The sequence below is a fragment of the Pedobacter sp. genome (assembly GCF_039594775.1).
Classification (GTDB): Bacteria; Bacteroidota; Bacteroidia; order Sphingobacteriales; family Sphingobacteriaceae; genus Pedobacter.
The window spans coordinates 127,966-150,692 of the sequence record NZ_JBCNMT010000007.1; the positions used below are offsets into that span (position 1 = coordinate 127,966).

The window sequence follows — 22,727 nt, forward strand, 5'->3', positions numbered from 1 at the left end:
GGAATATCCCGTGCTTTCTTTTCTCCCTCAGATTATATATTCAAATCAGCAGTTAAATCAGTGAATATAAACTAAGTTATTTCGTTTGATTACTTCTTCCTTTGTTTAGCCTCTGCCTGTTTAACCTCGTCTTTTTCAGCTAAAGGTTTTTCTGTTTTTAATTTAGGATTTTCGGTTTTTTGGAAAGATTCCTTTTTGTTCTTGATTGGAGTTTTCATTGCTTTTGAATTTTAAAGACATAACAGTCTAGCTTTGTTTTTGTTGAAGTTTAGCAAGTGTTTTTTAACATCAGGTATAAATACCACGAGGTAAGTACGCTTTATTTTATCTTATAAATTTTGTACCTTTGGTTTTTAATGAATTTCCTCTATCCGGGCTTTCTTTTTGCACTTTTGGCGGTACTTATCCCGGTCCTTATTCATTTATTCAATTTCCGTAAATTCAAGAAAGTTTACTTTAGTAATGTAGCCTTCCTTAAGGAAGTGCAGGAGCAAAATTCTTCCAAAGAAAAGTTAAAGAACCTATTGATTTTGGCCGCTCGTATTTTGGCCATTATGTTTTTGGTTTTGGCTTTTTCACGCCCTTTCTTAAGTTCAAATACTGCCGCTAATAAGGCAAATGGAAACATTGTGAGCATCTATTTGGATAATTCTTATAGCATGGATGCCGTGAATAAAGAAGGGAGCTTGCTCGATGAAGCCAAACGCAGGGCGAAGGAGATTGTAAAAAGTTACCAAATAAACGACCGTTTCCAAATATTGACCAATGATTTTGAAGGACAGCATCAACGTTTGTTAAATGCCGAAGAATTTCTGCAGGCCGTTGACGAAGTGAAAATATCTGCTGCCAACAAAAAACTACAACAAGTGATCAATAGGCAACAAGGTATTTTTACTGGTGGAAGTAACAGGTTTGCTTATGTGATTTCTGATTTTCAGCAGAACTTTGTAGGCAAGGAGCCCGTAAAAAAAGAGAAACAAACACAATTGGCATTGGTAAAATTGAGCGGTAACGAACTGCCTAACATTTCGGTAGACAGTGTTTGGTTTCTCTCACCGGTACATCAGGCCAACACTTCTGAAAAAATCATTGTTCGCTTAAAGAACTTTGGTAGCGAAGACGCTCAGAACGTACCTTTGAAATTGAGCATCAACAACCAGCAAAAGGCGGTAGGCAGTATTAACGTTAAAGCCGGTGAAACAGCTATTGATACGCTTTCTTACAGCGGTTTAGGTTTGGGATGGCAACGTGGAATATTAAGCATTAAAGATTTTCCACTTACTTTTGACGACCAACTTAATTTCAGTTTTAACGTTAATGCAAACCAACAAATATTAAGCATTAATGGTGATAAAACAGGTAAATATGTTGAGGCATTGTTCAATGCCGATAGTTATTTTAAATTGAGTTCGGTTTCCGAAAATAATATCAACTATGCCAGTTTTGCAAGTTATAGCCTCATTGTGCTTAATGGCATCAGCCAACCCTCTAGCGGATTGGCCCAAGAGCTTAGAAATTATCTGAACAATGGTGGTTCGGTAGTTATTTTCCCATCTACAGAAACTGATAAGACCACATATTCTTCCTTCTTAACCGCACTTAAACTTCCAGCGGTCGAAAATTTAGTGACCGAACCCGGTAAAGTTGCCCAAATAGAGCTAAAACATCCTTTGTTTAAAGATGTATTTGAAGTGCTGCCTAAAAACATGGATCTGCCGTTGGCCAATAGGTATTTTACCTATGCCGAAAATAATACTATTAGTAAGGAAAATCTATTACAATTTCCCGCAGGTAAACTTTACTTGGCTCGTTATCCCGTCAATTCTGGGCAGGTATTTTTGGCTGCTACGGGCTTAGACGAACAAGATGGGAATTTAGCAAAACATCCACTTTTTGTACCGTTGATGTATAAAATTGCTTTCGAAAGCGCTAAAGATCAACCTCTATTTTATACCATTGCTAAGGATAACGTGATAGAGCTGCCAGCTGTGAAACTTGGTGCAAATCAATCGCTGAAATTAATTGGAGACGGATTTGAGGTGATACCGGATGTAAACCATCAAAATGGTAAAACCTTACTTTATGTTGCCGATCAAATACAAAAAGCTGGTTTCTATAGCGTTAAAAATGGAGATGCCATCTTGGCTGTTGTGGCTTATAACGACAATAGGACTGAGTCAGATATGAAGTATGATAGCCAAGCAGAATTGGAAGAAAGATTTGGTGCTCAAAAAATACACTTTATTGATGCTCAGAAGGAGAATGTTTCCTCGGCCATCGCTGAAGAAAATAATGGAACCGAATTATGGAAACTTTGCCTAATTTTAAGCTTGGTTTTCATCGCAACGGAAATATTATTGGTCAGATTTTATCATACCCAAAATAAAAATACAAAAACTCATGAACCTCTTAATTAAGGGAATTACCATAGCTGATCCTAACAGTAAGTTTAATGGAAAAACTTGCGATGTAAGTGTTGAAAAAGGAATTATCACCGCTATAGCCAGTAAGTTGGAAAACTTGGAATCGGCAGAAATCTATAATGGCAAAGGGGCAATTTTGTCTCCGGGTTTTTTTGATTTGAACTGTGTTTTTGGCGACCCCGGATTAGAAACCAAAGAGGATATTAGCACTGGAACAGCAGCTGCGGCGGCTGGAGGTTTTACAGGCATTGCTATGATGCCAAATACCAAACCAGTAGTGCAGAGCAAAGGCGAGGTAGCGTATATCCTTAACAAGGCAAAAGGTAACTTGGTAGACGTGAAACCTATTGGTGCCATTAGTCAAAACCTAGAAGGTAAGGAGCTTGCCGAAATGTTCGATATGAAACAGGCAGGCGCTGTGGCTTTTGCAGAAGCGGGCAGAGCCATTGCCGATGATGGTTTTATGAGCAGAGCGTTACAATATGCCTTGGGATTTGATGGTTTGTTGTTTAGCCATCCTGAAAATAAAGCATTAGTTGGCAAAGCGCAGGTAAACGAGAGTAAAACAACGATTTTGTTGGGGATGAAAGGTGCTCCAGCCTTAGCCGAAGAGCTACAGGTATCTAGAGACATTTTCCTGGCGCAATATCACAATGCCCCAATTCATATCAGCAATATTTCTACTGCTGGATCTGTGGCATTGATCAAAAAGGCCAAAAAGGATGGTGTAAAGGTGACTTGCGACGTAGCAGCTCATCAATTGGTTTTTACCGAGGAATTGTTGAATGATTTTGATAGTAATTACAAAGTAAAACCTCCGCTGCGTAGCAAAGCCGATAATAAGGCATTAATTGCAGGTTTAAAAGATGGAACCATTGACGCCATTTCTTCACAGCACAGACCACATGAAATAGAATTTAAAAATGTAGAGTTCGAGATTGCCCATTATGGCATCATTACCCTGCAGACCGTATTGCCATTGCTACTGCAAGCTGGTTTAGATACCGATTTAATTGTCGAGAAACTGGCCATTGCACCTCGTAATTTGCTTAAATTAGATGTTCCGCAGATTGTAGTTGGACAGGTAGCCAATTTTACGGTATTTAATCCAACACAAGAATGGCGTTTTGATAGCGAAACCAATCAATCAAAATCTGCTAATTCTCCGTTATTCAATACCACTTTAAAAGGAAAAGTAACTTTGGTTTACAATAACAAACAATACAAAGCTTTTTAACCGTTTTTTGTCATTCCGACGAAAGGAGGAATCTCAAGATTCTTTGCTTCGCTCTGAATGACAAGTAAACGTCCAAATGACATACAAATAAAGGAAAACACCATGAACAATATCGTAAAAAAGACTTTAACAGCATCGTTGGCGAAATTTGCTGAATTGCAAAAAGCTCCTAGCGTAGAACTAAGCCATCAATTGGTAGAGGTATTTGAAACAGATGCCAATTTTATGGACAAGGTCGAGAAGTTTGATGCGGTTTTTGATGAGTATCCCAAATTTGAGGAGCTCAGAGAAGTGTATTTCGATTTGTTGATGATCAACTTCTTTACCAGCGATGTAGCCAAATTGGAAGAAGATTACCTGGAATCAAAGGAATGGGAAGCTATTGAAGAGGAAACCATTGATAGAGGAACTGAACTGTTGAATTTGTTATTGTACATTAATGAGTGCCATGATGAACAGATTAAACCAGACTTGGAAGATTTTCTAAAAGAGTTCCTATTGGTTGATGAAGATGAATTTCAGGACGAGTATCATATCTACGAAGACCTGATCAGCAATCAGCAATTGGCCGAAAGCAGTGTACAGGAAATTTGTGAAAATGCCAAGATTTTAAACTTGGTAGATGAAATGAAGGAACTTTTCGTGCCATTTATGTCTTTCTTCCTACATCCAAACCCAAACGAACAAGTTTATAAAGATTTAGAGAAATATAGTAACAATAAAGCTTTTGATGCGTCTGTTTATTGCTTAATTGCTAACTTTAATCAAACTAGATAAATTATTCGTATATGGAACAACAATTGTTACAAGAACAGAAAAAGCCAAACGTATTGGCTTTTCAAGTCGCTTTGTTATTTTCTTTTTACAGCATAGCATTAACTTACGCTTCAGAATTAATGGGCTTAGGAACGGCTAATGTTAAAAATATTTCTATAGGCTTAAAAATTTTAACTACTCTTTTAACCTATATTCCTTTTATAGGGGCAATTATGTATGTCCAAACTAAACACAAAAAGGAATTAGGTGGCTACATCACCTTTGGTAGGGCCTTTTCTACAGGTTTTAAAGTTTCGGCCTATGCAGGATTATTTATTGCGATTCTCACATTCATATATTATAAAGTGCTAAATCCAGCTGCAATGGATCAAGTGATAGAATTTGCAATATCGAACGCTAAAGGTGATGAAAACCAAATCAAAGGCATTGAAATGATGAGTAAGTACATGGTCTTCATGATGATGTTTAGCGTTGCGGTAACTTTTACATTTACAGGTCTCATAATTAGCTTAATCACTGCGGCGATTATAAAAAAAGATAATCCAAATCCGTTTGGTATCCCAACAGAAGCCAATCCAGAGGGCAATTAGGAGCTATTTGAAATATTATTCAAACGTGCATTTTTCTCAATTTATTTGATGAAATTTGCACGTTGTTTTTTGTAAGCATTTGCTTTCAATTTAGCATCTTAATATGTGATGCTAATACTCAATACTAAAAAATGGACATATCAGTAGTAGTACCTTTATATAACGAAGAAGAATCGTTGCCAGAATTGATTGCTTGGATAGATGAGGTGATGCAAAAGCACCAGTTTTCTTACGAGGCCGTTTTTGTGGACGATGGAAGTACCGACCGCTCTTGGCAGGTGATTACCGAGTTAAAGCAGAAATTTGCAAGTATCAAAGCTGTTAAATTCAGACGCAACTATGGTAAATCTGCGGCTTTAAACGTAGGTTTCGCAGCGGCACAAGGTGACGTAGTGATCACCATGGATGCTGACTTGCAGGATAGCCCAGACGAAATTCCGGAACTTTACCGTAGAATAAAGGAAGAAAGCTATGATGTGATTTCGGGCTGGAAAAAGAAACGCTATGATCCTATTACCAAAACTATTCCCACTAAGCTGTTTAACGCCGCTACTCGTAAAATGAGCGGTATTCAGTTGAACGACTTTAACTGTGGTTTAAAAGCCTATCGTCATGATGTGGTGAAAACCATTGAAGTGTATGGCGAAATGCACCGTTATATTCCGGTGCTGGCTAAATGGGCCGGTTTTGCCAAAATAGGAGAGCAGGTGGTAGAACACCGTGCCCGTAAATATGGCGTAACCAAGTTTGGATTAAGCCGTTTTATCAATGGATTTTTGGATTTGATGTCCATTTTCTTTGTAGGTAAGTTCGGCAAAAGACCCATGCACTTTTTTGGATCGTTAGGGGTACTGAGTTTCTTTATCGGTATCATTATGGCGCTGTACATCATGATAGAAAAACAAGTTCTGATTTGGAATAATTTGCCCTACCGTAATTCCACAGATCAACCTCTGTTTTATTTGGCATTGGTAGCCATTATAGTAGGTTCGCAAATGTTTTTGGCCGGTTTTGTAGCCGAGCTGGTAGGCCGTAATGCCCCAGAAAGAAATCAGTATTTAATAGAAAAAGAAATTAATTAGCAGATTAGCTAATTAGAAAATAGCTAATTGTTAAATGTTCTTTTCAATCATCATCCCATTATACAATAGACCGCAGGAAATTAAGGAACTGCTATCTACCTTGTGCAAGCAAACCTATATGCAGTTTGAAGTACTGGTGATAGAGGACGGTTCCGTAAATGGTGCTAAAGATATTGTAGCTTCCTTTGAAAACAAGCTTGATGTAAAATATTTCTTCAAGGAAAATTCAGGGCAGGGCTTTTCTCGAAATTTTGGCTTTGAACGTGCCAAAGGCGATTATTTTATCATTTTTGATTCGGACATTCTAGTACCTTCTGATTATTTGGAGATTGTAAAGGATTACCTTTATGAACATCAGTTAGATGCTTTTGGAGGACCTGATGCCGCACATGAAAGCTTCACACCTGTACAAAAAGCCATCAGCTATGCCATGACCTCACCTTTTACCACTGGCGGAATTAGAGGAAATAAAAAGCATATTGGCCAGTTTCACCCACGTAGCTTTAACATGGGCATTTCCAGAGAGGTTTACGAAAAAGTAGGTGGTTTTATTCTGACCCGCTTGGGAGAAGACATTGAATATAGCATCCGTATCCACGAGAACGGCTTTAAAATAGGTCTTATTCCGGCCGCTAAAGTTTACCATAAACGACGCACCAGTTTTAAACAATTTTACAAACAGCTACATTTTTTTGGTAGGGCACGTATCAATATCTACAAACATTTTCCTTCGGAGCTAAAGCTGGTACATTTTTTTCCTGCTGTTTTTACGCTTGGGCTAGGGTTTGTAATCCTTTGCAACTTCTTTTACAGGCCTTTAGCCTATGTCTGCAATTTCTTGGTCCTATTATATTTCCTGTTGATATTTTTTCACGCTTGGCAGCTCAACAAATCAATAAAAATTGCATTTTTGAGTGTCATTGCATCGTTTATCCAGCTAACGGCCTACGGTTTAGGTTTTATACAGGATTTTGTGAAGAGAGTGATATTTAGAAATTAAAGTAGAGCGATAAGCGTTTGAAGATTAGGTTAACGCAAAACACTTATCGCCAGACGATAAAAAATAGCAAAATGATTAATTATTTAAAAGAAAGTACTTTTGCCGTAAAGGATGTCATCATGCAGGCATGGAAGGTGACCAAAGAAAACTATCTTTCTATCGCTACCTTATGCTTTCTAATTTTTTTGACAGCTTCTACTTCAACCTTTATGGCATTCTTTATGGAAGAAGTAAATATTGGTATTAAACTGTTGATGCTCCTTATTTTCATGATGAGCTATTGTGTGGTAGAGTTATGTTTGATCAAATATATTTTCAAACTATTGGATACCGAAAATGCGGATATACAAATTGTGGAAACCTTGCCTACCAGAGCCGAGATCATAAAGTTTTTAATTGCTACGGTGTATTTTGGCCTTAGTATTTTCTTTGTAGGCGTATTATTAATGCCCGTACTCTATTTGCTTGATATGGTGCTTAAATTTATGGTAAGTCAAGGAATCATAGATGGTTATTCGCAAACGGGAGCCATTATTGTAAATGTAGCCGTGGGCATTGCCATCCTGAGTATCTTCTTCACTTTTGTTAGGATCATCTTTTTCCCATTTTTTATTATCGACAAACATAGTTCACCTTTTGAATCCATTAAGTTGAGTTTAGCTACTACGAAAGGCAATTTCATTAAACTGTTAATGATTTTGTTAGGTTTGGTCGTAGTACAGGCTATTGTTTTTGGCTTTTTTTATATTGTGATATTAATGGGCTTTAGGTTAGTGAATCTTTTCTTGGATTACGATATTAGCCAATATAGTTCATTGATTGTAGTTGTTTTCAGTTCATTTGTGATTGTGCCATTTTCTACTGCATTTTTTGCCGTAGCTTACCGTAAAATCATGAGCGAATATAAAGGGGATGAGCATCCAGACATTATCCACAATATTGTTTAGGTACGATTAGCTTAAATACGCTTTAATTATGTTTAGGTTTAAAGATAGAAAGAAAGAGAGCCTGTAGGCTTTGGGAGGTATTATGGGAATCAAATCGTCACTAAGCAAGGTATTTGCATCTTTTGTGGTTAAAAATATTGAGGCTTGGAAATCTAATGCGGTAAACGCCCAAGAGCGTACTCTGCAAAAATTAATTGCTGATGCCAAGCATACCGTTTTTGGGGTCGACCATCATTTCCATGACATCAAAAACTATCAAGATTTTAAAGAACGTGTTCCCATTAGGGATTATGAAGATTTGCGGCCGTATATCGAGAGGGTAGTAGCGGGTGAACCTGATATTCTATGGAAAAACAAACCACAGTATTTTGCTAAAACCTCGGGGACCACTTCTGGTGTTAAATATATTCCTATTTCAAAGGAATCCATGCCGGAGCATGTGAAGGCCGCGAGAAATGCATTGTTAACCTATATCCACGAAACAGGTAACGCCAAATTTGTTGACGGCAAGATGATCTTTTTACAGGGAAGTCCAGTATTGACCGAAAAACATGGTATTAAAATAGGCCGACTTTCAGGGATAGTGGCGCATTTGGTGCCAGCTTATTTGCAAAAAAACAGGATGCCAAGCTACGAAACCAATTGCATTGAAGATTGGGAGCAAAAGGTGGAGGCGATCGTAGGTGAAACCATTCATGAAGACATGAGGCTAATCTCAGGAATTCCGCCTTGGGTACAAATGTATTTCGATAAACTATCGGAAAAATCAGGAGGTAAGGCCATAAAAGATATTTTCAAGAATTTTCAGTTGTTTGTGTATGGTGGAGTAAATTTTGAACCTTATCGTGCAAAAATCGAAGCTAGCATCGGCAAAAAAATAGCGTCGATTGAAACCTATCCAGCTTCTGAGGGTTTTATCGCCTATCAGGACAGTCAAACCGAAAAAGGCTTGTTGTTATTGGCCGACGCAGGAATGTTCTATGAGTTTGTTCCAGCGGATGAGTATTATAATGACAAACCCACTCGTTTAAGTTTAGCGGAAGTAGAAATCGATAAAAACTATGCTTTGATCTTAAATACCAATGCAGGACTTTGGGGCTACAGCATAGGCGACACCGTGAAATTCATCTCTCTTAATCCTTATAAAATAGTGGTGACTGGAAGAATTAAGCATTTTATTTCGGCCTTTGGCGAACACGTGATTGGAGAAGAGGTGGAGCATGCTTTACTTTCAGTGGCTAACCAAGAAGGAGTGGAGATTACAGAATTTACGGTAGCACCACAAGTAAATCCAGCGGAAGGCGAATTGCCTTATCACGAGTGGTTTGTAGAGTTTTCAAAAGCACCGCAGGATTTAAATGCGTTCAGTTTAAAAGTGGATAAAGCCCTACAACAAAAAAACATTTACTATTTTGACCTCATTGAAGGAAATATTCTACAGCCTTTGAAAATACGAACACTAGGTAAGGACGCTTTTGTAAACTATATGAAAGCAGAGGGGAAACTTGGCGGACAAAACAAAGTGCCTAGGTTAAGCAATGATAGGAAAATAGCGGAGGGGTTGAAGGAATATATTGTTTGATTGTTGTATTGATAAATTGTTATGGCTGGCACTTTCTCTCAAATATACATTCAGGTTGTATTTGCCGTAAAAGGTAGAGATAACTTAATACATGCTAGTTGGGAAGAGGAATTGTATAAGTACATTTCGGGAATTGTTAAAAACAAAGAGCAAAAGATGTTGGCGATTAATGGAATGCCTGATCACATTCACTTCTTAATAGGAATGAAGCCATCTTGTTGTTTGTCAGACTTGGTTAGAGAGGTAAAAAAGTCATCGAATGAGTTTGTGAATGAAAAGAAATATTCGAAATTCAAATTTCAATGGCAAGAAGGGTATGGAGCATTTTCTTATAGTCATTCTTCTTTAAATGATGTAATAAACTATATTAATTGCCAAAAGGAACATCATCGAAAGAAGACATTTAAAGAAGAATATAAACAGCTTCTGGATAAATTTAATATCGAATATAAAGAAGAATATTTGTTTGAATAGATGAATTAATTACAAGACCTTGAAAAGGTCAAATGTTTATAGATAAAACCATTGAAGGGGATACGACCCTGTAGGGGTCGCATATACAACGGCATAAAGTCTATAGGTATATCATCCCTTCGGGATGGAAAAATAAGGCGGTGAGTTGAAAATAGACGAATAACGGACCTTGAAAAGGTCAAATGTTTATAGATTAAAACCATTGAAGGGGATACGACCCTGTAGGGGGCGCATATACAACGGCATAAAGTCTATAGGTATATTATCCCTTCGGGATGGAAAAAATATGCGGTGAATAGAAAATAGACAAATAACGGACCTTGAAAAGGTCAAAATGTTTATAGATAAAACCATTGAGGGGGATACGACCCTGTAGGGGTCGCATATACAACGGCATAAAGTCTATAGGTATATCATCCCTTCGGGATGGAAAAAATAGGCGGTGAATAGAAAATAGACGAATAACGGACCTTGAAAAGGTCAAATATTTATAAAACAACAATCAGACATTTTGCAATATAAACACATATCTATACTAGGCTCTACAGGTTCCATTGGAACACAAGCACTGGAAGTAGTGCGGGCAAACCCTAGCTTATACAAAGTTGATGCCCTAACTGCGCAACAAAACGCCAGTTTGCTGATTGCACAAGCCTTAGAATTTAAACCAGAACTGGTGGTGATTGGCGATGAAAGCCTATATCAACAGGTGAAAGAAGCTTTGCCTAACACCAAAGTAATGGCAGGTGAAGAAGCATTAATAGCGGCGGTCCAATTGCCACAAACCAATTTAGTACTTACAGCTGTGATGGGTTCGGTAGGTTTAAAACCTACTATTGCAGCCATTGAAGCCAAAAAAGATATTGGCTTGGCCAACAAAGAGACTTTAGTAGTAGCCGGTGAATTGGTGATGAACTTGGCCAAACAACACGGCGTAAACATCATTCCAGTGGACTCGGAGCATTCAGCTATCTTCCAATGTTTGGTAGGCGAGGAGCAAAACGCTATTGAAAAAATCTTACTTACCGCTTCTGGTGGGCCATTTAGGGGGAAGGATAGAAACTTTCTAGCTACGGTAACTAAAAACCAGGCCCTAAAACATCCTAATTGGGTAATGGGCGCTAAAATCACCATCGATTCAGCTTCCTTAATGAACAAAGGCTTGGAGGCCATAGAAGCCAAATGGTTGTTTAATTTGCAACCAGAGCAAGTCGAGGTAGTAGTACATCCGCAATCTATCATCCATTCGATGGTACAGTTTACAGATGGCTCCATTAAAGCGCAAATGGGCGTTCCAGATATGAAACTACCTATTCATTACGCATTGGCCTATCCAAATAGGCTAAAAACAGATTTCGAGCGTTTTAGCTTTTTAAAATATCCAGAATTGACATTTTCCGAGGCAGATACAAAAAGTTTTCGTAACCTTGAGCTGGCTTACATGGCTATGCAAAAAGGAGGAAACATGCCTTGCATCTTAAATGCAGCCAATGAAGTAGTAGTAGACGCATTTTTAAAAGATAAAATAGGTTTTTTGGAAATGAGTGAAGTGATTGAGCAGTGTATGAACGAAATAGCTTTTCTGGCGCAGCCAACATTGAACCATTATTTAGAAACCGACCAGCTTACCCGTATATTTGCGGATCAATTGGTAACAAAACAAATAGTAACACATCTAAAATAGAAACACACGACAATAAAATATGGACGGATTGATTATGGCGGGCCAGCTTTTGCTGGGTTTATCGATACTAGTAATTTTACACGAGTTAGGACATTTTTTAGCAGCAAGAGCTTTTGGAATTAAAGTAGAAAAATTTTACCTCTTCTTTGACGCTTGGGGATTTAAACTATTCAGCTTCAAAGTAGGCGATACAGAATATGGTGTAGGCTGGCTACCGTTGGGTGGCTACGTAAAAATTTCGGGAATGATAGACGAGTCTATGGATACCGAACAAATGGCCGCACCAGCACAACCTTGGGAATTTCGTTCAAAACCAGCTTGGCAGCGTTTAATTGTGATGCTAGGCGGTATCATTGTAAACATCATCGTGGGTATTTTGATTTTTTGGATCATTACCTTTAAATATGGAGAAACCTTTATTCCTAATGATAAATTGGCGAATGGTGTAAGCCCAGGGATTATCGGTAAGGAAATTGGACTAAAAACTGGAGATAAAATATTGGCTGTTAATGGTCAAAAATTGATTTATTTTGATGAGCTATTGAGTTCCAAAGTATTATTGGGCAATACCAAGCTCACCATTTCAAGAGAAGGTAAAGCCATAGACCTTAAGGTGCCAGAATCAGTATTGGATGATATCAGTAAACATGGTATCAAAGAATTTGTTAGCCCTCGATTTGTTGCTAAAAAGATTGATTCAGTAGTAACACCGGAAGATTTACAACCGAAAGTTGGTTTGTTTGGTAAAATAAAAGCCGTTTTCGTTAAACCAGATACCGTAAAGGCAGTAGCCCCAGCTTACCAAGCAGGTCTTAAAAAAGGAGATAGTGTATTAGCTATTAATGGTAAGACGGTACGTTTCTTGGACGATTTTACTTCGGAAGTTGAAAAAAACGCGGGTAAAACCATCAGTGTAAAAGTAGTCAGGGCAGGACAGGAAATAGTGCTAAACCCTAAAGTGTCTGCGGAAGGTACTGTTGGATTGATTTTTGGCCGTTTTGATTTGCCTTTAAAAACCATTAACTACGGCTTTTTAGAATCTTTCTCTATTGGTATTGATAAAGGATGGACCACATTCAGCGATAATGCAAAGGGCATTTGGAAGATGATTACAGGTAAAGTAAGTGCTCGTAACATCAGCAGTCCGATTGGTATTGCCAAGGTATATGGCAGTGAATTTGAGTGGGAGAAATTCTGGCGTTTAACGGGGTTGATTTCGATGGCTTTGGCATTTATGAATTTATTGCCAATTCCCGCATTAGATGGTGGTCACGTAGTATTCTTGATCATTGAGATGATTAAAGGTAAACCGTTAAGCGATAAGTTTATGGAGAAAGCACAAGTAGTGGGCTTTGTGATCCTATTGGGCTTGATGGTATTTGCCTTTGGAAACGATATTTTAAAGATTTTTGGGAAATAAAATTAAGGTGTTGGGAGCTAGGGGGCAGTACTTGAAATTAACCCCTAACTCCTAGTCCCTAGTACCTATAAAATGACTTATTTCGAACTTTACGATTTGCCAGTGAGCTTTCATCCCGATCAAAATGTGGTGAAACAGCAATTTTATGCACTGAGTAAAAAGTACCATCCAGATTTTTACATTAACGAAAGTGCAGAGAAGCAGGAAGAGGTTTTGGAACTTTCTACCCTTAACAATAAAGCCTTTCAAGTATTAAAAGATCCCCAAAAAGTATTGCAATATGTACTTACATTAAAAGAAGTAATCACTGAAGGAGAAAATTATACCCTGCCACAGTCTTTTTTGATGGAAATGATGGATGTTAATGAAGCCATTATGGATTTGCAATTTGATCCAGATGCAGATAAGACTGAGCAGATCAAGAAACAGATCATTGATATTACAAGAAATCTAGATGAGGAGCTGGCCCAGTGCACTCAAGGTTTTGAAACATTGGATGCCGAGCAACAAACTGCACAGTTGGCCAAAATCAAGGATATCTTTTACAGAAGCAAATATCTTCATCGCCTAAAACAAAGCCTAACTAAATTAGATAATTAAGTTCGGAAAATGCGTTTTGCGATGTCTCATTATCTCCAAGCCCTAGCAAGCTCTCTTCGTTCTACTAAAATCGGCCAATAGCATGACAATGGATATTTTGAATGTGAAAATCTAATTGTAATGCCAAGAGATATTTTCTTATGACGAACTGACGTTAATTATTTATATTGTACGCTTATTGCTAAGCAATGAATTGATATGCTTTCTTTTAATCATTTGGTTTTTATAGAAGTTGCTAGACATTTGAGCTTTACCAAAGCCAGTGAAGTACTGTTTATTAGCCAACCTGCTATCAGCAAACACATCCAAAAACTCGAGCAACAATATGGGGTTTCGCTTTTTGATCGGAACAAAGGTTTGGTGAAACTCACTCCTGCAGGTTTAATTTTGCAAAAACACTTACAAAACGCCAGTACTCTAGCAAGTCAAATTGTGTTTGATGTAGGAGGCTTTCGCCAGTTTGATAGTTTGCGTGGTGACCTTAAATTGGGTGCTAGCACTACCGTAGCGCTGTATATCATTCCATCCATATTGTCGGCTTTTAGGAAACGCAATGAGGGAATCAGCATCAGTATGGTGAACAGAAACTCTGAAAACGTGACCACGGCATTGTTAAATCACGAAATTGACTTGGCCATTGTAGAAGGGAAAAATAAAATGGATGGCATTAATAGTCAGTTTTTCCTGACCGAAGAAGTGGTTGCCGTTTGTGCACCAGATAGCTATTTGTCAAAGCAATTAAATTACAGCATTGAAGAACTTAAAACTCTGCCTCTAGCCATTCGAGAAAGAGGATCGGGCACTTTGGCAGTGGTGGCACAAGCACTTCAACAGCATCATTTAAAAATCAGCGACCTTAATATCTGTATCCGCTTGGGAGGTACAGAGGTGCTCAAAAATTTTGTAATGGCCGATGATTGTATGGCCTTTCTGCCTTTTACGGCGGTACAAAAGGCATTGGAACGAGGTGATTTGATCAAATTGAACATTGATCAATTGAACATACAACGACATTTCTACTTTATTCAAAGGCTGGGCGACGAGAATTTAGGCGTCAACAAGGCCTTTATCAAATTCGCAAAAGAGTACTATAATATTTAGTTATAACCTATCGCTATTTGCGATATACACCAGGTCTGCTATTGCACTAATTTAGTGCTATGGAAAAAATAATCTTTGCCGAACCTAAATCTTCTATAACTAATGATTATGAATTGATGTGCAGCAACTGCCAACAATTATACCGTAAAGATCAACTTCAAACCTTTTGCACGCAATGTGGGGCGTCACCAATCATCCTTCAATATATTTTGGAAGAAACCTCGCCTGAACAAGTGATTGATCAAACAGAAAGGTCGATGTGGCGTTACGCTAAAATGCTTCCATTAAGCCATCATCAAAATAGGATAAGTTTAGGGGAAGGATGGACGCCAATCTTGCCCTTATCTAATTTAGGCAAACGATTATCCTTGGAAAATTTAATGTTGAAAGATGAATCCTTTAACCCTACAGGTTCGTTTAAAGCAAGAGGTTTGAGCATGGCCGTTTCCAAAGCGAAGGAATTGGGGGTAGAAACTTGTATCGTGCCCACCGCTGGGAATGCAGGTGGCGCTTTGAGTGCCTATTGCGCTAAGGCCCAAATGCAGGCTATTGTAGTCATGCCTAGTCATACGCCATTGGCTTTTCAAAAGGAATGTTTGGCTTTTGGAGCAGCACTGATTTTGGTGGATGGATTAATTCATGATTGTGCCAAAAAAGTAGCGGCCATTAAGCAGGAAATCAATTGTTTTGATATCTCTACCATGAAGGAGCCCTATCGCTTAGAAGGGAAGAAGACCTTGGGTTACGAAATTGCCGAACAGCTCAATTGGGAGCTCCCAGATGTGATTTTATATCCAGCAGGAGGAGGAACGGGTTTGATAGGCATTTGGAAGGCCTTCCATGAGATGAAACAAATGGGCTGGATTAAACATATCCCTACTAAAATGATTGCCATACAAGCCGAAAACTGTCAGCCTTTAGTGGCTACGGTAAACGGTTGGCAAGAAAATGCCGCTAACTACGAGGGGACAGCTACGGTGGCCAACGGTTTGGCAGTACCACGACCTTTTGCAGAGCGTATGATGTTAGACGTATTGGCACAGTCAGATGGCGATGTTTTAGGAATTAGCGAAGCCGAAATTACCGAAAACCTTAAAGAAATGGCTAGGGTAGAAGGCCTGCTCGTGGCGCCTGAAGGTGCGGCACTATTGGCAGGATTAAAACGCCTGATCAAATTAAACAAGATAGAGAGACACCACAAAGTGCTATTGCTCAACACTGGTTCTGCCTATAAGTATTTGGATAATTTTAACTTTTAGACCAAATCAATACGAGTTCAGATAAGCGCTTTCTTAGGCCTAAACAAACCTTTTTTCGTTCTACTAAATAGGAACCCATTTAGCATGCACTCTTATGTGCCTAGGTGGTGGTATTTTTCATCAAAAATGCAAAAGTTTCCTAAATGAACCACATAGACACATAGTAACTCAATGGTATTAACAAAATGTGTAGCCGTGAATTTTTATTGCTTCGATGATTTTAAAGGGATAATCAATTCAGGGTGATGTTAGATAGGCGGTTCGGCATGCTTAATTTATTTTACTACGTAGCTTTCCGCTTCGCTACAGGTCAGCATCGGCTTTACGAGCTGTTTTGACAAATTTAGTAATCGAATTAAGGTGAATCAAACAACAAAAGCTATTTGATAAAAGAACCCTAAATGGTAGTAAAAAGATGATAAACTTTAACAGCAATCCATAAAATGAATTTTCTAAGTAGATATAATGTCAAAAAGATAAATTAGGTAGGTCTACTAAAATTATCGGGTTATTTTTGGGGAAAACCTCAAAATCAGATGTCTTCATTACACCTTTTTAGAAAAGTAGCTTTAGCAGAAGGAATTTCCTACATTGTATTGTTGTTTATTGCCATGCCGCTTAAATACTGGGCCAACATGCCATTGGCTGTAAAATATGTGGGGTGGGCGCACGGCTTATTATTTGTGGCTTATATTGCCTGTTTAGTAATGGCTTGGCAAGAGAAAAAATGGGGATTTGGTAAGGTAGTTTTGCTGTTCATCGCTTCTTTGTTGCCGTTTGTGCCTTTTTGGTTAGAACATAAACTAAAAGCAGAAGACACAGCTGCTTAATGCTCCTTGACAAATCACTACCTTAGCGTTTATTCTCAAACGTTAATATGATTGCCAGAGGCAGATTAAATATCCGTTTTTCCGAACTTCTTAAAGCTGCTGGTGCTATAGGGAAGAATGCTGTTGGCTTAAGCAAAAGGCAATCCCGTTTTCGAGAGCAGTCTTTGCCCTGTTTGTCTGTACGTACTGGTTTTGACTTGCTTTTAAGCGCCCTGAAACTGCAACCAGGTAGTGAAATATTAGTGACCAACATTAATATCCCCGATATGTTTGCCATCATGGACGAACATGGGTTGAAAGTAATTCCTTTAGCGGTGGATAAAGATACCTTGGGAATATCTGCCGACCAATTGAAGGATGCCATCACACCTAACACCAAGCTGCTGCTCATTACCCATTTGTTTGGGGCGATAATGTCCACAGACGCCTTGCTAAAGGAGGCAAAAGCTCATGGACTTTTTGTAGTTGAAGACTGTGCACAAGCTTATAATGGGGTTTATCAAGGCAATACACGGTCGGATGTGGTGATGTTTAGTTTCGGGCTGATTAAAACCAATACTGCACTCACCGGTGCTGTTTTGCATTTTAACCACGAAACGCTCTTTGCAGAAGTATCGTCCTTGAATAGTCAATTACCTGTACAACCTGCTAAAATCTATTTCAAAAAGATTTTAAATGCGACGCTAATTAAACTGTTTGTTAAAAGATTGCCTCTCCAATTGGCTTATACACTTTGTAAGCGCTCAAATAAAGATTTTGATGCCTTGCTGTCAGGCTTCACCCGCGGCTTTCCTGGCGCAGCATTGATGAGAAAAATCAGACATCAGCCATGTGCTGCTAATCTGTTGATGTTGCATCATAAATACTCCCAAGATATTAGTCGACAAATTCAGCAGAGAATGGCGTTGGCTGCTCAATTGCTACAAGGTTTAAATGAACGTTATTTGATCGGAGCTGCTAATGCACAACACACGTATTGGGTATTGCCTATTGATGTGCCCGATCCAGTTTCATTGGTCGACAAATTAAGAGGAGAGGGCTTTGACGCGACTTCAAAAGCATCTAGTTTGGTAAAGGTTAAGGACGAAAATCCAAGCTTTGGAATGGAAAATGAGCTGATGCTCGAAAATTTAATTTACTTGCCTATGGATATTGCCATGGGCGAAAATAAAGCTAAACAATTGAACCAATTATTGTTAGCGATTTTGCCAAATCCTTAAGGGGTTTAAGCGCTTGAAAAAGCTCAAAAAAAGAAGAAATAAAATTTGCGAATTAAATCTTAATACATACATTTGCACTCCCGCTTACGAGGAAATGCCCAGGTGGCGGAATTGGTAGACGCGCTGGTCTCAAACACCAGTGGGAAACCGTGCCGGTTCGATCCCGGCCCTGGGTACTTAAGGAAACAACTCTAACAGGTTGTTTCCTTTTTTTATGCCAATATATATTAGTCAATGAATTAAGGCTCGACTATTTGAACGCGTTGGTAGTGTAACTTATAGTACCTACCTTAACCAAAAATATTTTGAACAAGGCAATGCAAGAGGTACTATTTGACTTTATCGCAAAATACGTTTCTCTCACAGCAGATGAGAAGAACGCAATTGTTTCTTTGGATATATTTCATTCGTTTAAGAAAGGGGTAGTTTTACTTAAAGAAGGGCAAAAATCAAAAAATAGTTACTTTGTTTTAAAAGGCTGCATTAGGGCCTATTATGTTTTAGATGGAGAAGAAAAAACCACTGCGTTCTACACAGAAATGGAAGCTTTGACCCCACCTTGCGTTATCAGCAAAACCCCATCTGAATATTATTTAAATTGTATAGAAGACAGTATAATTCTAATTTCCAATTCTGATATGGAAGCAGAAATGAACAGTAAGTTTCCAAAGTTCGACTTAATGTGCAAAATGTTGGCGGAAGAATTGTTAGCAAAACAACGAATAGACTTTGATGAGTTTAAGACCTCTTCACCTGAACAAAGATACCTGAACCTGCTGCAAAAAAGACCAGACCTTATTCAGCGTGTTCCACAGCACCAGTTAGCAAGCTATTTAGGTATAAAACCCCAATCATTGAGTAGACTAAGAGCCAGAATTTTGGAAAAAAGCAAACAGTAATTCATTTCTTCACTTAAGTGAACGAGGTTTAGGAACGAGCTAATCTACTTTTGTATATCATTTAACACTAAAAAAAGATATGCAAAAGAATATTTTATGCATTGTGTTTGCCTTTGTATTGACAAGCAATTTTCAGGCGAATGCCCAATACACCAAACAAGACAGCACCTATAAACGGTGGTTTGTTGGTAGCACGCTATATTTATTGGGTAATTTTGATAATGTAAATAACCCTGAGTATATACAATTAAATGTTGGATACAGGATAACGCCTAAAGATGTTGTTTCCCTTAGATTTAAGAGGTCTATTTACGCTTGGCCACTAGGTATTCCTTTTGGGTCACCATCATTTGATGCAAAAGGAGAAAACTACCCCGGACGTGCACGCATACTTGCACCTACATTAGGATACCAGCGCTTTTGGTGGAAAGGAATTTATACATCTGTTCAAGCATTAAATGCTTTTGAAAAATATATGGATGAGCAGAATAAAAAAATTGGAAATGGCTACACATTATACCTGGACTTTTATGCTGGTTACCAATTCAAGTTTTTTAAAAACCGGTTCTTTTTTGAACCAGCTATTGGAATATCTTATTGGCCTGTAAGAAGTAATGTTCCAGAGTCGTTTAAAGCAGTAGAACGCAAATGGCCTAACTACTTTATTCAGCCTGGATTTGATTTTGGATATAATTTTAATTTCAAAAAGAAAAAATGAAGGCCCTGATAATACTCGTAATTTACGGCCAATATTTTTTAAGCAAGCCGTCGTTTCTTAACTTAAGTGAACGTGTGCTGCCAAGTCTTCAATCTAATTTTGCCATATCGTTTAACACTAATTAGATATGCAAAAGAATATTTTATGGATGGCGCTTGCCTTTGTATTGACAGGTAATTTGCAGGCGAATGCCCAATACACCAAACAAGACAGTACCTACAAGCGGAGGTTTATTGGCAGTACGCTGTTTTTGTTGGGTAATTTAGCCTCCACAAATCCGCCCAACTTCTTTCAGCTCAATTTGGGCTATCGTATTACAGGAAAAGACGTAGTTACATTGGAAGCCAAAACCTGGAAATATGCATGGCCTAATGGTATTAATCCGCTTTTTAACAAGTCATACGGAAAGCAAGAAGAAAAATTTCCGGGATATATTCGTGAGTATGGCTTATCAGTAGCTTACCAACGATTTTTTTGGAAAGGTTTATATGCCGAACTTAATGTAATGCCTTCACTGCAATATTTTGTAAATGATAATGGCAAAAAAATTGATAACGGTTTTCAAATTTTCAACACTTACCGTATTGGTTACCACATCAAACTGCTTAACGATAGATTTTTTATTCAACCATCCATTGCAATTACTCACCGAGCTTATCATACAAAAATGCCCGATGGATTTAAGCAGTTAGACGATAAATGGTCGAAATTTGTTTTTGGAGAACCGGGATTTCATTTTGGCTTTAATTTTTAGTAATTCATCAATAGCCCAGAAAAACAAACTTTTACACCTGCGTCCAGTAATGATTTTTCTGCATTGTACAGCAAACAACATTCAAAATATTTTTGATGTCAATTATCTCGCTTAAATAAACAAAACATGAAATTAAAACTTCAAATGGTAATAGCTTTATTTATTATAATTCTATTATCGGCATGTAGTAAAAAATCCGAAACTAAGGATGTAAGTAACAGTCGAAAAGTAAAATATGAAATAACGGGAACCTTTACTGGTAAGCTAACTATAGTTTACAATGATAATGTTAGTGGCAACACAACCGTATCAAACGTAGGCCTACCTTGGTCAAAAGAAATTGAGTATAACAGCAATGTTCTTGCTATTGGCGTAGGAGCCCAAGCTTCGGTAATGGGTAATCAGGGGCAAACTGCTGTACTTAAAATATACTCAAACGGAGCAGCGGTAAAAACAAGTACTGCAACAGCAGGTTCGGCAGGAGAAATATTAATACCAACAATTGCCTACGGATTCTAAAACCCACACATTATGAAAGGTCGTTTTTTTTTAATAATCCCTATTCTCTTTTTCAGTGACGTTGCTTTCGCTCAGGATTTGAAGGTTTTTGATATAATATTGGGCGATACTTTTAATATCAGGGAGTGCAGTTGCCAAATTGTAGAAAGCGCATACAAAAACGGAATAGCAGTAAATCGAAATAAGGGGAGAGGCTTGGCTGGTAAAAAACCAGACATTTTAAAAATGTATTCTTATACCGAAAGCATTCCAAAAAATGACAAGTGTTTCCAGCGTGTCGGATTGTATTATACACAAGCACCAATTCCAGGAACTTCCGAAGCGGAAAAATTACCGCCTATTTTACCCCCAAATAACGAAAAGGTCAAACTGATCTATAGTGAAGATAAAAGACCAGGCATTGCAGATGCAGAGGACATATGGATCGGCATACAAGACCATAAATTGACAGGAATTCGATTTTATTTTAATTTTTATAATGCAGAATCTGTCTATCAAACTTTGATAAAAAAGTATGGAAATGTTTCAGCAAAGAACAACTATAGCATTACAACGCCAATGGGTGAAAGGAAAGATTATTATGAAGCAAAATGGCTCTTTCCAAAATTGGTAGTTACTTTTTTAAGTATTGATACTAACCAAATAGGATACAATCCAAATGATGCTCCACTTGGTTATCTAAGTAAAGTTGGTAGTGTAACGATTCAGTATGTTATGCCCGATATGAAAAAAAAGAAAGATAATAATAAGCTATAAAAACTGTTTTGTTCTCTTACTAAAAAAAGTAGCTCCCTAAAAGCACTTCTATAAAAACCGTTACAAATAAGTTACGGATCAAAATTTTGAAGATTTTTGTCCATTATAGTACGATCAAAGTAGAAGACTCAGAATCTTTTACCTTAATTTAATCGTTTAGATACCTAAGCTTTTTTCATAATCATCTTATCAATTCCGATGTTATATTTCTGCATTTCTATTGGTATAAGGGCGATTTTTACCAGATTTTTTATGAACTGATTCTATCTTAGTACGTCCAGGAGCACTAAAGCCTTAACTAGTCAATAGTTGAGGCTTTTTTCGTTTTAATACCATTGCGTAATATTAGTAATGCTGATTTACATTCTAGATAGAAGACTACTGTTTAAAAATTAGTCAACGTCCAAAAAACGTCATACTACCTTTTTGTAAATAACCCGGTTAACAACTACGTTGAGTACTCTTTTATCGACTAAGTAGACTGCCGACGCTAAACATTCGCTATCATCTCAATTTTCTATCTAGTCAACAATTTTGGCAAATCCATCGACCATCTGAAATCTACTGGATGATATAGGTTAATGATAAAGAGGTGAGTTAAAATGGTGTTTTTAACAGCTTATAGCAAGATTAGTTGTTTTTTTTGAAGACTGTATTTGCCATAGCGCAAAGGTTGAAGAATAATTGACCGTTTGGCTTTAAAAAAGAGGATGCCAAAATTGTTGAATAATTCGCCAATAAAAATAGTCATTAATCAGAGCTTTATCATTTACTTGCAATAACCAAATTTAAACTTAAAAAGATATGAAACTACTGACCAACTCATGGCCTCCTGGCCATTGGCGCTCTACTTGT

At 37.8% G+C, this 22,727-nt stretch carries 22 protein-coding genes and 1 tRNA gene; 22 read left to right on the forward strand and 1 reads right to left on the reverse strand.

Annotation, left to right across the window (positions count from 1 at the left end; all coding sequences use genetic code 11):
* Positions 1–89 precede the first annotated feature (89 nt).
* Positions 90–218 carry a hypothetical protein gene (locus ABDV71_RS16160; RefSeq protein ID WP_343534374.1) on the reverse strand — a complete coding sequence of 43 codons (129 nt, stop codon included), beginning with the start codon at positions 216–218 and terminating at the stop codon, positions 90–92.
* A gap of 138 nt (positions 219–356) precedes the next feature.
* On the opposite strand from ABDV71_RS16160, the gene ABDV71_RS16165 reads away from it, so the two are divergent.
* The 22 genes from ABDV71_RS16165 (at position 357) to ABDV71_RS16270 (ending at position 21,872) form a co-directional block, all read left to right on the forward strand.
* Complete coding sequence (locus ABDV71_RS16165) at positions 357–2,417, forward strand: BatA domain-containing protein (RefSeq protein WP_343534376.1); 2,061 nt, start codon at positions 357–359, stop codon at positions 2,415–2,417.
* The gene (locus tag ABDV71_RS16170; RefSeq protein ID WP_343534377.1) at positions 2,401–3,660 is read left to right on the forward strand and encodes a dihydroorotase; all 1,260 of its coding nucleotides are present in this window, start codon (positions 2,401–2,403) and stop codon (positions 3,658–3,660) included. Before ABDV71_RS16165 ends, ABDV71_RS16170 begins: the two co-directional genes overlap by 17 nt.
* 102 nt (positions 3,661–3,762) lie before the next feature.
* Positions 3,763–4,437: a hypothetical protein gene (locus ABDV71_RS16175; RefSeq protein WP_343534379.1), complete on the forward strand. Its 675-nt coding sequence runs from the start codon at positions 3,763–3,765 to the stop codon at positions 4,435–4,437.
* 11 nt (positions 4,438–4,448) lie between these two features.
* A complete protein-coding gene (locus tag ABDV71_RS16180) occupies positions 4,449–5,027 on the forward strand; it encodes a DUF4199 domain-containing protein (protein ID WP_343534381.1) in 579 nt (192 codons plus the stop codon).
* Between the two features lie 131 nt (positions 5,028–5,158).
* Positions 5,159–6,109, forward strand: a complete 951-nt coding sequence (locus ABDV71_RS16185) for a glycosyltransferase family 2 protein (RefSeq protein WP_343534383.1) — start codon at positions 5,159–5,161, stop codon at positions 6,107–6,109.
* Positions 6,110–6,143: 34 nt separating this feature from the next.
* Positions 6,144–7,109, forward strand: a complete 966-nt coding sequence (locus ABDV71_RS16190) for a glycosyltransferase (RefSeq protein WP_343534385.1) — start codon at positions 6,144–6,146, stop codon at positions 7,107–7,109.
* A 71-nt stretch (positions 7,110–7,180) separates the two neighbouring features.
* Positions 7,181–8,056 carry a hypothetical protein gene (locus ABDV71_RS16195; RefSeq protein ID WP_343534386.1) on the forward strand — a complete coding sequence of 292 codons (876 nt, stop codon included), beginning with the start codon at positions 7,181–7,183 and terminating at the stop codon, positions 8,054–8,056.
* An 82-nt stretch (positions 8,057–8,138) separates the two neighbouring features.
* On the forward strand, positions 8,139–9,638 hold the full coding sequence (locus ABDV71_RS16200) for a GH3 auxin-responsive promoter family protein (protein ID WP_343534387.1): 1,500 nt from the start codon (positions 8,139–8,141) through the stop codon (positions 9,636–9,638).
* A gap of 21 nt (positions 9,639–9,659) precedes the next feature.
* A complete protein-coding gene (gene tnpA, locus ABDV71_RS16205) occupies positions 9,660–10,112 on the forward strand; it encodes an IS200/IS605 family transposase (RefSeq protein WP_343534389.1) in 453 nt (150 codons plus the stop codon).
* A gap of 511 nt (positions 10,113–10,623) precedes the next feature.
* Positions 10,624–11,796, forward strand: coding sequence for a 1-deoxy-D-xylulose-5-phosphate reductoisomerase (locus ABDV71_RS16210; RefSeq protein ID WP_343534391.1), 1,173 nt, complete (start codon positions 10,624–10,626; stop codon positions 11,794–11,796).
* A 19-nt stretch (positions 11,797–11,815) separates the two neighbouring features.
* Complete coding sequence (rseP, locus tag ABDV71_RS16215) at positions 11,816–13,216, forward strand: RIP metalloprotease RseP (protein WP_343534393.1); 1,401 nt, start codon at positions 11,816–11,818, stop codon at positions 13,214–13,216.
* A gap of 72 nt (positions 13,217–13,288) precedes the next feature.
* On the forward strand, positions 13,289–13,816 hold the full coding sequence (gene hscB / locus ABDV71_RS16220; protein WP_343534395.1) for a Fe-S protein assembly co-chaperone HscB: 528 nt from the start codon (positions 13,289–13,291) through the stop codon (positions 13,814–13,816).
* Between the two features lie 198 nt (positions 13,817–14,014).
* The gene (locus ABDV71_RS16225; protein ID WP_343534397.1) at positions 14,015–14,917 is read left to right on the forward strand and encodes a LysR family transcriptional regulator; all 903 of its coding nucleotides are present in this window, start codon (positions 14,015–14,017) and stop codon (positions 14,915–14,917) included.
* Between the two features lie 59 nt (positions 14,918–14,976).
* Positions 14,977–16,176, forward strand: a complete 1,200-nt coding sequence (locus tag ABDV71_RS16230; RefSeq protein ID WP_343534398.1) for a threonine synthase — start codon at positions 14,977–14,979, stop codon at positions 16,174–16,176.
* Between the two features lie 536 nt (positions 16,177–16,712).
* Complete coding sequence (locus tag ABDV71_RS16235) at positions 16,713–17,006, forward strand: DUF3817 domain-containing protein (RefSeq protein ID WP_343534399.1); 294 nt, start codon at positions 16,713–16,715, stop codon at positions 17,004–17,006.
* A 47-nt stretch (positions 17,007–17,053) separates the two neighbouring features.
* Positions 17,054–18,226 carry an aminotransferase class V-fold PLP-dependent enzyme gene (locus ABDV71_RS16240; RefSeq protein WP_343534401.1) on the forward strand — a complete coding sequence of 391 codons (1,173 nt, stop codon included), beginning with the start codon at positions 17,054–17,056 and terminating at the stop codon, positions 18,224–18,226.
* Between the two features lie 96 nt (positions 18,227–18,322).
* Positions 18,323–18,402: transfer RNA gene (locus ABDV71_RS16245), tRNA-Leu, on the forward strand.
* Between the two features lie 129 nt (positions 18,403–18,531).
* On the forward strand, positions 18,532–19,125 hold the full coding sequence (locus tag ABDV71_RS16250) for a Crp/Fnr family transcriptional regulator (protein WP_343534403.1): 594 nt from the start codon (positions 18,532–18,534) through the stop codon (positions 19,123–19,125).
* 79 nt (positions 19,126–19,204) lie between these two features.
* The gene (locus tag ABDV71_RS16255) at positions 19,205–19,843 is read left to right on the forward strand and encodes a hypothetical protein (RefSeq protein WP_343534405.1); all 639 of its coding nucleotides are present in this window, start codon (positions 19,205–19,207) and stop codon (positions 19,841–19,843) included.
* 127 nt (positions 19,844–19,970) lie between these two features.
* Positions 19,971–20,597, forward strand: a complete 627-nt coding sequence (locus ABDV71_RS16260) for a hypothetical protein (protein ID WP_343534406.1) — start codon at positions 19,971–19,973, stop codon at positions 20,595–20,597.
* A 126-nt stretch (positions 20,598–20,723) separates the two neighbouring features.
* The gene (locus ABDV71_RS16265) at positions 20,724–21,116 is read left to right on the forward strand and encodes an MmpS family transport accessory protein (RefSeq protein WP_343534407.1); all 393 of its coding nucleotides are present in this window, start codon (positions 20,724–20,726) and stop codon (positions 21,114–21,116) included.
* A gap of 12 nt (positions 21,117–21,128) precedes the next feature.
* Positions 21,129–21,872, forward strand: coding sequence for a hypothetical protein (locus tag ABDV71_RS16270; protein WP_343534408.1), 744 nt, complete (start codon positions 21,129–21,131; stop codon positions 21,870–21,872).
* Positions 21,873–22,727 lie beyond the last annotated feature (855 nt).